At 66.7% G+C, this 13,196-nt stretch carries 13 protein-coding genes; 5 read left to right on the top strand and 8 right to left on the bottom strand.

Annotated features, from left to right (window positions below; all coding sequences use genetic code 11):
• Nucleotides 1-104 precede the first annotated feature (104 nt).
• Nucleotides 105-3,122 carry a bifunctional [glutamine synthetase] adenylyltransferase/[glutamine synthetase]-adenylyl-L-tyrosine phosphorylase gene (locus ACQP1G_RS33040; protein WP_433193583.1) on the top strand — a complete coding sequence of 1,006 codons (3,018 nt, stop codon included), beginning with the start codon at nt 105-107 and terminating at the stop codon, nt 3,120-3,122.
• A gap of 8 nt (nt 3,123-3,130) precedes the next feature.
• On the opposite strand, the gene ACQP1G_RS33035 is transcribed toward ACQP1G_RS33040, so the two are convergent.
• Nucleotides 3,131-3,463 (bottom strand): winged helix-turn-helix transcriptional regulator, encoded by a 333-nt coding sequence (locus tag ACQP1G_RS33035; RefSeq protein ID WP_433193581.1) that lies wholly within the window; start codon nt 3,461-3,463, stop codon nt 3,131-3,133.
• A gap of 121 nt (nt 3,464-3,584) precedes the next feature.
• Between ACQP1G_RS33035 and ACQP1G_RS33030 the strand changes: the two genes are divergently transcribed.
• On the top strand, nt 3,585-3,923 hold the full coding sequence (locus ACQP1G_RS33030; protein ID WP_433193579.1) for a hypothetical protein: 339 nt from the start codon (nt 3,585-3,587) through the stop codon (nt 3,921-3,923).
• Nucleotides 3,923-4,564 (top strand): cysteine hydrolase family protein, encoded by a 642-nt coding sequence (locus ACQP1G_RS33025; RefSeq protein ID WP_433193578.1) that lies wholly within the window; start codon nt 3,923-3,925, stop codon nt 4,562-4,564. The genes ACQP1G_RS33030 and ACQP1G_RS33025 overlap by 1 nt, the downstream gene beginning before the upstream one ends.
• On the opposite strand, the gene ACQP1G_RS33020 is transcribed toward ACQP1G_RS33025, so the two are convergent.
• Nucleotides 4,518-4,859, bottom strand: coding sequence for a hypothetical protein (locus tag ACQP1G_RS33020; RefSeq protein WP_433193577.1), 342 nt, complete (start codon nt 4,857-4,859; stop codon nt 4,518-4,520). The two genes, ACQP1G_RS33025 and ACQP1G_RS33020, sit on opposite strands and share 47 nt — an antisense overlap.
• Before the next feature lie 125 nt (nt 4,860-4,984).
• Between ACQP1G_RS33020 and ACQP1G_RS33015 the strand changes: the two genes are divergently transcribed.
• The gene (locus tag ACQP1G_RS33015; protein WP_433193576.1) at nt 4,985-5,929 is read left to right on the top strand and encodes an endonuclease/exonuclease/phosphatase family protein; all 945 of its coding nucleotides are present in this window, start codon (nt 4,985-4,987) and stop codon (nt 5,927-5,929) included.
• Between the two features lie 164 nt (nt 5,930-6,093).
• Nucleotides 6,094-7,536, top strand: coding sequence for a metallopeptidase (locus ACQP1G_RS33010; protein ID WP_433193575.1), 1,443 nt, complete (start codon nt 6,094-6,096; stop codon nt 7,534-7,536).
• On the opposite strand, the gene ACQP1G_RS33005 is transcribed toward ACQP1G_RS33010, so the two are convergent.
• From ACQP1G_RS33005 to ACQP1G_RS32980, 6 genes are all read right to left on the bottom strand, one after another.
• Nucleotides 7,533-7,982: a 6,7-dimethyl-8-ribityllumazine synthase gene (locus ACQP1G_RS33005; RefSeq protein ID WP_433193574.1), complete on the bottom strand. Its 450-nt coding sequence runs from the start codon at nt 7,980-7,982 to the stop codon at nt 7,533-7,535. The two genes, ACQP1G_RS33010 and ACQP1G_RS33005, sit on opposite strands and share 4 nt — an antisense overlap.
• A gap of 29 nt (nt 7,983-8,011) precedes the next feature.
• Nucleotides 8,012-8,890, bottom strand: coding sequence for an alpha/beta hydrolase (locus ACQP1G_RS33000; protein WP_433193573.1), 879 nt, complete (start codon nt 8,888-8,890; stop codon nt 8,012-8,014).
• Complete coding sequence (locus ACQP1G_RS32995) at nt 8,887-10,458, bottom strand: M20/M25/M40 family metallo-hydrolase (RefSeq protein WP_433193572.1); 1,572 nt, start codon at nt 10,456-10,458, stop codon at nt 8,887-8,889. The genes ACQP1G_RS33000 and ACQP1G_RS32995 overlap by 4 nt, the downstream gene beginning before the upstream one ends.
• Nucleotides 10,455-12,116: a CocE/NonD family hydrolase gene (locus ACQP1G_RS32990; protein WP_433193571.1), complete on the bottom strand. Its 1,662-nt coding sequence runs from the start codon at nt 12,114-12,116 to the stop codon at nt 10,455-10,457. Before ACQP1G_RS32990 ends, ACQP1G_RS32995 begins: the two co-directional genes overlap by 4 nt.
• 64 nt (nt 12,117-12,180) lie before the next feature.
• Nucleotides 12,181-12,600, bottom strand: a complete 420-nt coding sequence (gene tsaA / locus ACQP1G_RS32985) for a tRNA (N6-threonylcarbamoyladenosine(37)-N6)-methyltransferase TrmO (RefSeq protein ID WP_433193570.1) — start codon at nt 12,598-12,600, stop codon at nt 12,181-12,183.
• Nucleotides 12,601-12,807: 207 nt separating this feature from the next.
• Nucleotides 12,808-13,149 (bottom strand): VOC family protein, encoded by a 342-nt coding sequence (locus tag ACQP1G_RS32980; RefSeq protein WP_433193569.1) that lies wholly within the window; start codon nt 13,147-13,149, stop codon nt 12,808-12,810.
• Nucleotides 13,150-13,196 lie beyond the last annotated feature (47 nt).

Genomic DNA, 13,196 nt, shown 5'->3' with positions numbered 1-13,196 from the left:
GAGTACCTCTTCCGGTAGGCGGTAAACCGGCTTCGTCGGCTACGTTTGCGACTCTTTCCACCGTGCTGTGTGGAAACCGATGATCGGGCAACTAAGTTGGACGTATGGTCCGGCCGCCGTCTGCTCGTTCAGCTGTCCCCGGTGTCGGTCGGCTCGGCTTGCTCGAGCCGACCGCCGCCGCCTCGTTGCGAGAGTTGGCGTGGGACAACATCGACAGCATTCCGGTGCTGTGGGCGCTGTCCCGCGCGCCGGATGCCGATCTCGCGCTGCTCACCCTGACGCGGCTGCGGGCCGCGCTCGGCGACGAGTGGCCCGAGCTGGATTCCACGCTGCGGGTCGATAATGCGTTGCGCGGCAGGCTTTTCGCGCTCATCGGATCGTCGAGCGCCTTTGCCGATCATCTGGTCGCCGATCCTGCCGCGTGGCGAATTCTGCGGCGGGACAAGCTACCCGCGCGCGAGGAGCTGATCGCGGATCTGCTGGCTTCGGTGCAGGCCGTGCCCGCCCAAAGTCCGAATGCGGACGCGCTGCTGTACCGGGCCGAAGTCTCCGGTCCGGAGGCAATCCCGCTGCTGCGCAAGCGATATCGCGATCAGCTCATGCTGCTGGCCGCGCTGGATCTGGCGGCCACCGTCGAGAACGAGCCGGTGCTGCCGTATCAGGTGGTCGGCCGCCATCTCACCGACCTGGCCGATGCCGCGTTGACCGCCGCCTTGGCGGTGGCGGTGGCGCGGGTCTGCAAGGACGCTCCGGTGCCGGTGCGACTTGCCGTGATCGCCATGGGTAAGAGCGGTGCGCGCGAACTCAACTACGTCAGCGATGTCGACGTCGTCTTCGTCGCCGAGCCCGCCGACGCCACCGCCACCGCCACCCGATTGGCCGCCGAGATGATGAGCGTGGGCAGCGTGGCCTTTTTCGAGGTCGATGCGGCACTGCGGCCCGAGGGCAAGGCGGGTGCGCTGGTGCGGACCCTGGACTCGCATATCGCGTACTACAAGCGGTGGGCCAGGACCTGGGAGTTCCAGGCATTGCTCAAGGCGCGGCCGATGACCGGCGATCTGGCGCTGGGGGAGCAGTACCGCGACGCGCTGATGCCGATGGTGTGGACCGCATCCGAGCGCCCCGACTTCGTCGCCGATGTGCAGGCGATGCGGCGCCGGGTGGAGGATCTGGTGCCCGCCGATCTGCGCGAACGCGAACTCAAACTCGGCCACGGCAGCCTGCGGGATGTCGAATTCGCTGTGCAGCTCTTGCAATTGGTGCACGGCCGGGTGGACGAGACGCTGCATGTGCAGGGCACCGTCGAGGCGCTGACGGCATTGGCCGCGGGCGGCTATATCGGCCGCGACGATGCCGCGAATCTCACGGCCTCATATGAATTCCTGCGGTTGCTCGAACACCGGCTGCAATTGCAGCGGCTCAAGCGCACCCACACGCTACCCGCCGTCGATGACGAGGAGGGCATGCGCTGGCTGGCCCGCGCCGCCCATATCCGACCGGACGGCCGACAGGACGCGGTGGGTGTGCTCGGCAATGAGATTCGGCGTAATGCGGTGCGGGTGCGGCGATTACACGCCAAACTCTTCTATCGGCCGCTGCTCGAATCGGTGGTCAAGATGGAACCCGACGCGTTGCGGCTCAGCCCCGACGCGGCAATCCGGCAGTTGGCTGCGCTCGGCTACGCGGCGCCGGAAAACGCACTGGGACATCTGAAGGCGCTCACCGGCGGGGTATCGCGCAAGGGCCGGATTCAGGCGCTGCTCTTGCCGACACTGCTCGAATGGCTCGGGGACACACCGAATCCCGATGCCGGACTACTCGCCTACCGGCGGGTTTCGGAGGGGCTCGACGATCAGATCTGGTTCCTGCGCGAATTGCGCGACGAAGGCGCGATCGCACAGCGGTTGATGATCGTGCTCGGCTCCTCGGAATATCTGCCGGATCTGCTGATCAACGCACCGGATACGATCCGGATGTATGCCGACGGTCCGGGCGGGCCGCTGTTGCTCAGCCCGCAGCCCGAAGACGTCGCGCGCGGGATACTGACCGCCTCGGCGCGCTACGACGATCCGAAACGTGCTGTGGCGGCGGCTCGTTCGCTGCGCCGACACGAATTGGCGCGGGTCGCCTCGGCTGATCTGCTCGGCATGCTCGACGTGCCGCAGGTCTGTCGGGCGCTGTCCTCGGTCTGGGTCGCGGTGCTGGAAGCCGCACTGCGCGCGGTGATCCGGGCCAGCGAGGTCGAACTCGGCGCACCGGCACCGGCCGATATCGCGGTGATCGGCATGGGCCGCCTCGGCGGTATGGAACTGGGCTACGGTTCCGACGCCGATGTGCTCTTCGTCTGCGATCCGCGGCCCGGTCAGGACGAGACCAGGGCCGTGAAATGGGCGATCGGCATCGCGGAGCGGGTGCAGCGGTTGCTCGGCGCACCGAGCACCGATCCGCCGCTCCAGGTCGACGCCGGACTGCGCCCGGAGGGGCGCAACGGTGCGCTGGTGCGCACACTGGCCGCCTACGCCGCCTATTACCAGCAGTGGGCGCAGCCCTGGGAGGTGCAGGCGCTGCTGCGTGCCCATCAGGTGGCCGGGGACCAGGACCTCGGTGTCCGGTTCCTGCACATCATCGACAAGGTGCGCTATCCGCAAGGCGGGGTATCGGCGGAGTCGGTGCGGGAGATCCGCCGGATCAAGGCCCGGGTGGACGCCGAACGCCTGCCGCGCGGCGCGAATCCGGCGACCCACACCAAACTCGGTCGCGGCGGCCTGGCCGATATCGAATGGACCGTACAGCTGATGCAGCTGCGCTACGCCCACGATGTGCTCGGACTGCACAACACCTCGACGCTGCAATCCCTGGATGTCATCGAGGACACCAAACTGCTGGCGGCCGAGGATGTTTCGCTACTGCGCGATGCCTGGCTCACGGCCACCAAGGCGCGCAACGCCTTGGTGCTGGTGCGCGGTAAGCCAGCCGATCAACTACCCGGCCCGGGGCGTCTACTATCGGCCGTCGCGCGAGTGGCGGGGTGGCCCAACGATGACGGCAGCGAATTCCTCGACAACTACATGCGCGTAACCCGACGCGCGAAGGCGGTGGTGGAGCGCGTCTTCGGCGGCTGAACGCTCGCTCAGGGCAGGGTGATGCCGACGCGGTCGGCACGCTTGCAGCCCCATTCGTAGAGGGCGGTCAGGACCGGGACCAAGCTCCAGCCCTCCTCGGTGAGGTCGTATTCGACCTGGGGTGGGACGGTGTCGAAGACGGTGCGGCGGATGAGACCGTCGGCCTCCAGATCGCGCAGCTGCTGGATGAGCATCTTCTCGCTGGTGCTCGGCATCAGTCGGCGGAGTTCGCCGTAGCGGCGCACGCCCTCTTTGAGATGGGCCAGGATGACCGGCTTCCATTTGCCGTCGATGAGGTCGACGGTCACCTCCACTGCGCAGTAGTAGCGCTTGTCCGGCATTGCTCGCCTCCCGGTACTCACCAAAAAGTGCGTTCTTGTAACACTGTAATCATCGGGCTTTCATGGAACTCGCACCGCGGCGTGGCCGCACCACATTCTGCAGACATGGAGCTCATTTCCCATGAAAGTCATCGTTTTCGACAGCTTCAAGCCCGGCGTGACGATGGAGACCATCACCCCCTACCTCCCCGAGGAGGTCGCCAATGTGTGGCGGCTGTGGAAGGCGGGCATCGTCCGTGAGAACTATGCGCGCGCCGACGAACCGGGTGTGGTGATCGTATTCGAGGTCGACAGTGTCGAGGAGGCCGAGCGCTACGTCGCCGACTTCCCGCTGACCAAGGCCGGTCACCTGGAATGGACCTATGTTCCGGTACAGGCGCCACTGCCGCTCGAGGCGCTGATGGATCCGTCCGTCGATGTCGCCGAGCCCTACGACCGGACGAAGGTGGTGTCGGCCTGATGCACTACGCGTACGGTCTCAGCATTCCGCAGACCCTCGCGGATGCCTGCGACCCGACCAGGATGGCGTTGATCATCTACGACATGCAGGTCGGCATCGTGCGGCAACTGCCGGACGGCGGCAAGATCGTCCAATCCTGCGTGGAACTGCGGGATGCGGCACGGGAGAACGGATTTCGCGTCTTCTATACCCGGCACATGTCACTGCCGCCCGCGGCCTCCGGTGTCTCCCAACTGCGTACGGCCATGGAATGGCAGCAGGTCGACAACCCGAACGAGGTGCACTCCAGCTTCCCGCAGGGCTCGCCCCAGTATCAGCTCGTCCCCGAGCTGACGCCGGGCCCGAACGAGGTGGTCATCGATAAGATCACCATGTCCGCCTTCGCGGCCACCCCGCTGGATATCGCGTTGCGCGACTTGGGAATCGACACCTACGCCATCGCGGGCATCGCCCTGGAGGTCGGCATCGAACCGACGGTCCGGCACAGCCTGGACCTGGGGTACCTGCCCATCCTGGTGACCGACGCGTGTGGCGCGGGCCATCCTGCCGCGGCCGAACGCTCCTTGGCCACATTGGCTTTCGCCGGTGGCTCACTCACCACGGACGCCGCGGTCCTCGTCGAGCAGATGAACCGCCACTGAGCGCGAGCCGCGCCGGAGCGAGCGCGGTCAGCACCTGGAAGCGCCGCACGAATTCGCGCAGCGCGATCCGGTCTTCATCGTCGGGCGGGTGGTACCCCCGCTCGGCGGTGACGGATACGGTGCTCCCGTCCATTACCCGCAACGCGTCCCAGCACACCGGCAGCACAGGCGCGTGCACACTGTGCCCATTGCACGTCACCGTGATCCGTGAAGTGAACCGGCCCGCAGTGTGCGCAAGATCCTCTGCGCCCTCGGCGGTCAGCACCCCCGTTGCTGTGAATTCCTCGACATACATCGCGACCACCTCGACTTCGGCCCGGCATCCCCGGGCCGTCGGACCCAGCTTAGTGACGCTATGACCACACAGGATCTCCACAATCAGCGCACTTGATCTTCATCGGGGGCGGATAGGGTCGGGGGATGCGGATATGGGTGGGACGGTTGCTACACGGGTTGGGATGGTGCGCCCTGGCGGCGGGGATTACCGGGCTGCTGTTGCATTTCGGGTCGTGGGATCGACGGCTGTTCGTACTGCTGGCTTCGGGGGCCACCTATCTGATGCTGGGTGCGGTGGTCGCGGTAGCGCTGTTCCTGATGGCGCGGGGGTGGCGCAGTGCCGCGGTGGCCGGGGTGGTGGCCGCCGCGGTGTTGTGGACGCTGGTGCCGATCTTCGTGCCGGATGGCAAGGCGGCCGCGGGGCCGGAAATTTCGGTGATGCAGTCGAACTTGCTCTTCGGGGAAGCGGATGCGGATGCGGTGGTTCGGGCGGTGCGAGACAACAGGGTCGAGGTGCTCACCGTCGATGAGCTGACACCGCAGGTGGTGCGGCGGCTTGCCGGAGCCGGAATCGAGGAACTGCTCCCGCATCAGTTCTTGCAGGCCGGAGGGGGCGGCGGCGGTACCGGGATCTACAGCCGGTACCCGTTGCGGGACACCGAGAAATACGACGGCTTCGTGCTCAACAATCTGTCCGCGACGGTGGAGCATCCACAGCGCGGGGCGGTGACGGTGTTCGCGTTTCATCCGATTCCGCCGACGGTCGACTTTCCCGGGTGGAGTTCCGAGCTCGGCCGGATTCGCGAAATACTGGACGCGCAGCGGGGTCCCGCGATCGTCGGCGCGGATTTCAATGCCACGCGCGATCATTCGGCGTTCCGTGATCTGCTGCGCGGCCGGTTCGTCGCGGCAGCGGATGAGGCGGGTGCCGGACCACTGCTCACCTTTCCCGCGGACTACCGCTGGGGGCCGGTGATCGGCATCGACCACATTCTGGTCGCCGATGGCACGGCCGCGGACGTGCGCTCACTGACCATTCCTGGATCGGATCATCGCGCGATAGTGGCACGCGTGCAGTTGAACGCCTGACGGTTCGTCCTCGCTATTGCGATCGGACAGATACGCGCGCAGCGGTTTCTGCGATTACCATGTGATCGCTCGACGGGCAGGCGTATGCGGGATGCGTCGCCGACGCCATCGGGTCAGGGGCCGCTGAGGACGGGCCCGCGGTGAGTTCGGGGAGGAAAGACCTGATGAAGACTAGACGGCTGCGGTTCGGGGTGGTCGCCGTATTGCTGCTGGTCGGCGCTGCGCTGGTCGGATGCGACGGCACAGCGGGCCAGCAGGGGGCGGGCGCGGTGACCGCGGACAATCCGTGGGACGTGACCGGCGCGGTCTCCAATAACGGGCCGAGCGGTCCGCGCAAGGGTGTGCCGGATGCTGCGTTGACCGCGGATAACGGTGACGGTGGCGCGGTCGACAAGCTCGCCCTCAACACCATCGCCGACCTGGAGGTTTTCTGGAAGACCGAGTACGGCAAGACCTTTCCCGGCACCTTCAAACCGGTGAGCCGCTATATCTCCTGGGATGCCAAGGCGCCCAAGGAGCAGGCGGTCAAGTTCTGCAAGTCCAGCACCTATCACCTGGTCAACGCCGCTTACTGCAGTCTGGACCACACCATCGGCTGGGATCGCGGCGTACTGCTGCCGCTGCTGCAGCAGAAGTACAGCGAGATGGCGATCGTGATGGTGCTCGCGCACGAGTACGGTCACTCCATTCAGGGACAGGCCAAGATCGCCGGATTCTTCAGCGGGGCGCTGGTGAAGGAACAGCAGGCCGATTGCCTGGCGGGTGTCTTCCTTCGGCATGTGGCGGAAGGGAATTCGGCGCACTTCACGCTCAATATGACCGACGGTCTCAACGCGGTGCTCGGCGCGACCATCGCCGTACGCGATACCGATCCGGATAACCCGAAGAACGTGCACGGCTCCGCCTTCGAGCGGACGACGGCGGTGCAGATCGGCTACACCGACGGCGCGCCGGGCTGCAAGAAGATCAACAAGAAGGAGATCGAGCAGCGTAGGGGGACCCTGCCCACCACCTATGAGGACGGCGAACAGGACGCCCAGCTTCCGGTCGATGCGGCCGCGCTGACCGGCCTGAGCCAGGCGCTGGCAAAGATCTTCCCGCTGCGGCAGGCGCCGCAGTACGACTACAACGGCATCGTCAAGAACTGCGCCCAGGTGACCGCCACCGAGCCGGTCTCCTACTGCCCGAGTTCGAACAAGATCGGTACCGATGTACCCGAACTCGCCAAACGCGGCGGGCCGATGACGGGCGATGACGAACCGCTCTCGGCGGTCGTGGACGGCGATTACAACGCCTTCGCCGTCTTCATCTCCCGCTATGTGCTCGCGGTGCAACAGGAACGCAAGCTCTCGATCACCGGTGCGGAAACCGCCGGACTGCGCACCGCATGCCTCACCGGAGTCGTGACGACCGAGCTGAGCAAACCGGGCAGCGATCTGCGGCTGTCGGCCAACGACCTCGACGAGGCGGTCTCCGGACTGCTCGCCGACGGTCTGGTCGCCAGCGATGTGAACGGCAAGGTGGTGGCGAGCGGCTTCCAGCGGTTGGAGGCGTTCCGCACCGGTGTGCTCGACGGCGAGCAGTCCTGTCTGTCGAACTATCGCTAGTTCACCGGCAGTTCGCGCAGGGAGCTGATGGTGGTCGCGAGCGCGCGGGCCGCCTCGGCTCCCTTCGTCACGAAATGCTCGGTGAAGTAGGTGACGTGCTCGCTGTGCTCGTGGAAGTGATGCGGGGTGAGCACCACCGAGAAGACCGGCACATCGGTGTCGAGCTGCACCCGCATCAGACCGTCGATCACCGCGGACGCGACGAAATCGTGCCGGTAGATGCCGCCGTCGACGACCAGCGCCGCCGCGACGATCGCCGAGTACTTACCGCTGCGCGCCAGCCGCTTGGCATGCAGCGGGATTTCGAATGCGCCGGGCACCTCGAAGACGTCGATGGTGGCGGGGTCGAAGCCGAGCCCGGAGTATTCGGCGGTGAAGCCCTCGTAGGCCTTGCCGACGATCGAGCTGTGCCAGGTTGCGCGGATGAAGGCGACTCTTTCTCCCATGGCCAGAGCTTACTTGCCCGGTAGGGGGTCTACTCGCCCGTCAGGTGCGCCTCCAGCCACTCGACCACATCGGAGAGCACCTTGTCCTGTTCGGGTTCGTTGAAGACCTCGTGGTAGAGGCCCTCGTAGCGGATCACCGTGAGGTCTTTGGAGCCCGCGGATCGCTCGATCTTGTCGGTGCTCGACGGTGCGGCGATGGCGTCGGCGGTGCCGTGCAGCACCAGCAGCGGCACGGTGAGCTTGTCCAGACGGCTCTTGACGAATTCGGTGGCGTTCAGCATTTCCATGCCGGTGCGGGCCGGGAGTTTGCCGCGGAAGACGAGCGGATCGTCGTCGTAGGCGCGGACCACCTCGGGATCGCGGCTGATCATCGACGAATCCAGTTTCAGCACACCGAGATTCGGGGCGAACCGGGACAGCAGCGGGCCCACCAGGCGCTGCAGCGGGTTGCCGACGGCGATATCCAGCGGCGGCGCCGAGACCACGATGCCGTCGACGTCGATCGGTGCGCGAGTGGCCAGATACAGCGTGATCAGGCTGCCCATCGAATGCGCGACCAGGAACCGCGGCACGTCCGGATGTTCGCGGCTGGCGATCTTCAGCATATCCGCGACATTGTCGGCGGAGCCCGCCATGGACCCGATATTCGCGTTATTGCCCGCGGACTTGCCGTGGCCGAGGTGATCGAGTGCGTAGACGGCGAAACCGCTGTCGGCCAGCCGCTTTCCGACATGGGCGTAGCGGCCCGAGTGTTCGGCGACGCCGTGCACGAGCACGATCACCGCACGTGCCTCGGTTTCAGGAAGCCAGGCGCGCCACGCGATCCGGCTGCCGGCGCCGTCGAATTCGCCGGTCTCGATACCCGGTACCGGCTCGGGGGACTCGCTGGCCTTCGGATCGGTTGTCATGCATCGGCTCCTGGGGTCGGTGGCGGCGCCGCGAGCTGATCGATCAGCCGCCGGTTGAACTCGATGAGCCGAGCGTAGTTCACCAGCGAGATGCGCTCGTCGGTTCCATGGATCGTTTCCAGATCGGCCTGGGTCAGCACGATGGGAGCGAAGTTGCAGCGCGTCGCGGCGAGGTCGTCGTAATGCCGGGAGTCGGTGGCCCCGGGGACGATTCCGGTGGTCACCGCGATACCGGGGACGACGGCCGCGGCGAGGTCGGCGATCAGGTCGAACGCCGGGCCGGGCGGTTTGCCGGGGGACGGCTCCGAGGTCATGCCGATGAGTTCGATCCGCACGCCCGCGTCGCGCACCACCTTGCGGCAGTGTGCGAGCACCGCCGCGACCGAATCGCCGGGCAGGATGCGGAAATTCACCAGGGCCTCGGCTTGCTGCGGCAGCACATTGGGTTTGACGCCGCCGCGGATGACCGTCGGCGCGGTCGTCGTGCGCACCAGCGCCTCAGTCTGCGGACGGGCCGCCATCACCCGGGTGATCACAGGTGCGGCCAATCCGGCGAATGCGAGCAGGCGACGGCGATACTCCGGCATGACGCTGCGCAGTCGCGCGAGCATATCGGCCACCACCGGCGTCATCCGCAGCGGCATCGGATGATCTTGGACTCGGCCCACGGCGCGCGCGATCCGGCCGACAGCGGTCTGCGCACCGGGCATGGACGAATGCCCGCCCACCGCCGATACCGAAAGCCGAACGGTCGCATAGCCTTTCTCGCCCACCATGATCGAGGCGACCGGCCGGTCGACGCCGTCCGCGACGCCGTCGAGGATTACTCCGCCCTCATCGAGCAGCAGATCCGCGCGCACACCGGATTCCCGCAGCCGACGCGCAATCCGGACCGCACCCTCATCCCCGAACACCTCCTCGTCGTGCCCGAACGCCAGATAGATGGTGTGCCGCGGTCGAATTCCCGCCGCGAGCGCGGATTCGACCGCCTCCAAGATGGCGATCAGCCGACTCTTGTCATCGATCGCCCCACGGCCCCAAATGAATTCGTCGTCCACCACGCCCGCGAACGGTGGGTGCGTCCACCGTCGTAGATCATCAACCGGCACCACGTCCTGATGCGCGAGCAGAATCGCCGACACCTTATCCGGCTCGACACCGGACCAGCGGTACAGCCTGCTGTGCCCGAACCGCTCCAACTCCAGTTCGGCGTGCACGAGTGGGAACGAGCGCTCGAGGTGCGCGCCCAGACGGACGAACTCGGCGTCGCTGTCGTACACGTCAGCGGCGTCTGCCTTCGGGGTGGGCTCGGTACCGGCCGCGGTGGATCTCGTGGCCGTCTGGTTGGTGGACGCCTCGGCTGATCGGTCGGTGGACCCGGCCTCCGACCGGTCAGTGGCACCTGTGCCCGTCTGCTCGGTGGGTACGGCACCCCGCGGCCCGCCGGGGGCGATATCCGGCGGCTCGTGCGAAATCGTCGCGCATCGCAGGGCGTAGGCGAGGCGTTCGGCGATATGGGCGTCGACCACCACAGCAGTCGGGTGGGTCTGCGCGGCGCTACTTGTCATCGAGAGCCGGAATCGTTCGGCAAGTTCATGGGCATCACTGCATTGTTCAACACATCGGGGCCGAGGGTGCGGACCTTCTGGTCACGCCATTTCGTCCAGGTGTCACTGGTGCCGCCGGTGAGGTCGGGGGTGCGCGGGGTGGTGAGCAGCGGGAGTTCCAGGCGGGCCGCGAGCACGGTGACCTGGCTGTTGGCGGCGGCATGTGACCAGACGTCGTCGACGACGTCGGTGATCCGCACACCGAGGCGGTCCCCGGCGCGCAGCGGCCAGTCCTGGGCCAGCAGTCTGATGTCGGCGGTGTCGGCGACGGGGGCGATGCCGCGGGTGATGACGGTGGCGCGGCCCTCGGGTGCGATATCGAACAGTTCGACCGCGACCGTCGCGGCGGGCGGACCGGACAGGTGCAGCGCGGCCGTCGGGATTCCGGAGATGTGCTGATCGGTGGTCAGTGGTTCGGAGACGGACCAGATTTCTCGATCGGGCCCGGGGAGCAGGCCGCGGTCGGTGTAGACGCCGGTCCGCAGGTCGATCGGGACGCGGCGGGCATCCGCGGGCGGCCAAGCGGTTTCCGAGCGCCAGCCCCCGTCGAACTGGCCGACGGTGATGCGTGGGCCGGGCACTTCGACATCGCGGCCGGCGACGTGCTTGTCGAAGAAGGCGAGCAGTTCGGTATCGAAATCCGGTCTGCCGCATTTGACGTCGCAGTCGCTGTGGCCCCATTCACCGAACCAGGCGCGGTGATCGCCGGGACCGAGCGCGTTCCAGACGTCGAATACGCGATAGGCGCGGGTGTTGTAGTCGAGGAAGCCCTGGCTGACGAACAGTGGAATCGTATTGCCGCGCAACTGTTCCACGAGATCGCGTGCGCGCCAGAACTCGGTGCCGCCATCGTGATTCGTGGTGTTCGCCGCGAATTGCGCATAGCACTCGGGGGATATTTGGACGGCGTTGGACTGGTACTCGGGGGAGTCGTCGGGGCGACCCGGTGTGGAGGCGATCAGCAGATGCTCGATACCGGTCGTATCCGACGGCCGAATGCCCTGCTCGGTCACCGGCTTACCGGAGAACTTCCAGGAAACGCCCTGCATGTACACATACGAATACGGGTCGACGACCGGGCCGAACGATGCGACGGCAGCCAGACCCGCGGGCTTGGTCGCCAAGCCCATCATCCCGGTCCAGCCCTCGTAAGAGGTGCCGACCATGCCCACCCGGCCGGTCGACCACGGTTGCGCTGCCGCCCACTGCACCGCGGTGGCCACATCCGAACGTTCGCCCGGCCCACCGAAATCCGGGCAGCCGGACGAGCCGCCGAAGCCGCGCAGATCGACGATGACGTAGGTGTAGCCCGCATTCAGGAACATCGCCACATGCAGGTCGTCGGTGGACGGACCGCCCTCCAGCCGCGGCACGGTCAGATAGGCGGAATGCGAGCGATACGGACTGACGGTGAGCACCACCGGCGTGCGGATGTCCTCGGCGATGCCCGCCGGCCGCAGAATATCGGCGTGCAGCCGGGTGCCGTCCGCGGCGGTGAGGTAGCTCTGCGACCACTGATACGGCACGCCAACCGGCTCCGCCGCGGTCACCGGCGCCAGCACGCCGAGCATCAGCAGAACCCCGGCCAACCCACGCCACAACACTGAACCCACAATCACTCGAGAACTATCGACCGCTGCTGGTCGTTAGTCCAGCCCCCGGAACGGGGGTATCACCCGACGCTCATCGCTCCGCCGCCGGACCGAGGACCGGCTTCAGATCCAGCACCGGGGTGCCATCGATCGCTTCCAGACCGTGCACGGTGAGGATGCGCCCGTCGCTTTCGGCGATCGTGACCCGATGCAGTCCAATGGGATTCGGCCGATCGGGTGAGCGCGTCGCGAACACTCCGGTCTCCGGCCGCGCCTGGTCCCCGCGCGGATGCACCGCGAGCACCGCCCGATCCGCTTGGTGCAGCCAGGTGAGCACGATGACCTCATCGCCGGGGCGCAGATCCTTTGCCGCCGTCGCCACCTCCGAATTCAGCACGATATCCGCTGGCGGAGCGCCTTCGTCACCTTGTCGGGGCGCATCCGCCCGATTGCTCAGCGGCGAGCGCACCCAGCCGACCGGCCGCACCTGATACTGCTCGAACGAACTCATATCTGCCCCTCGGCTCTGCGCGTCGGCACATGATTTCGCGCGCCCACGCGTCGATCCTCTCCTTCCTACCCTGCTGCGGCGGGGACTTTTCGCAGTCCGTTCGGCCGAACTGTCCGGAACGGCCGATCACCATGCGCTGAGGTCCGCACTCGACGGTTGCCGCCCTGCGTGCACAGTGATCAGCGGTCCAGTTCTGGACTGGGCGGATTACGGCTGGAGCAGGCCGATGACGTTGTTGTCGGTGTCGGTGAGGGTGGCGATCAATTTGCCGCCGCCGACGTCGCGGGGCTCGTCCTGCAGCGTGGCGCCCGCCTCGACCATGGCGGCGATCTGCTCGGTGATGTCTTCGACGTGCCAGTAGCCGACCGGGCCGGTCATGCCCTTCTTCGCGCCATTCGGGTCGAGGCCGATGTCCTGGCCCGCCACCCGGTAGCCGACGTAGTACGGGGTATCGGCGGTCGGCTCCGAGCCGAACAGTGTGCCGTACACGCTCTTCGCCTTGACCAGGTCGGTCACCGGGTACACGATGGTCTGCAGTCCAGCGGTCATGATTCGCTCCTTGTTCGCAGTGCTGGTCGTTCCGGTTCTGGCTTCCG

The sequence above is a fragment of the Nocardia sp. CA-107356 genome (assembly GCF_050946365.1).
GTDB lineage: Bacteria > Actinomycetota > Actinomycetes > Mycobacteriales > Mycobacteriaceae > Nocardia.
The sequence above is the reverse complement of the archived record's forward strand: the minus strand, read 5'-3'. Positions and strand labels throughout refer to the sequence as shown.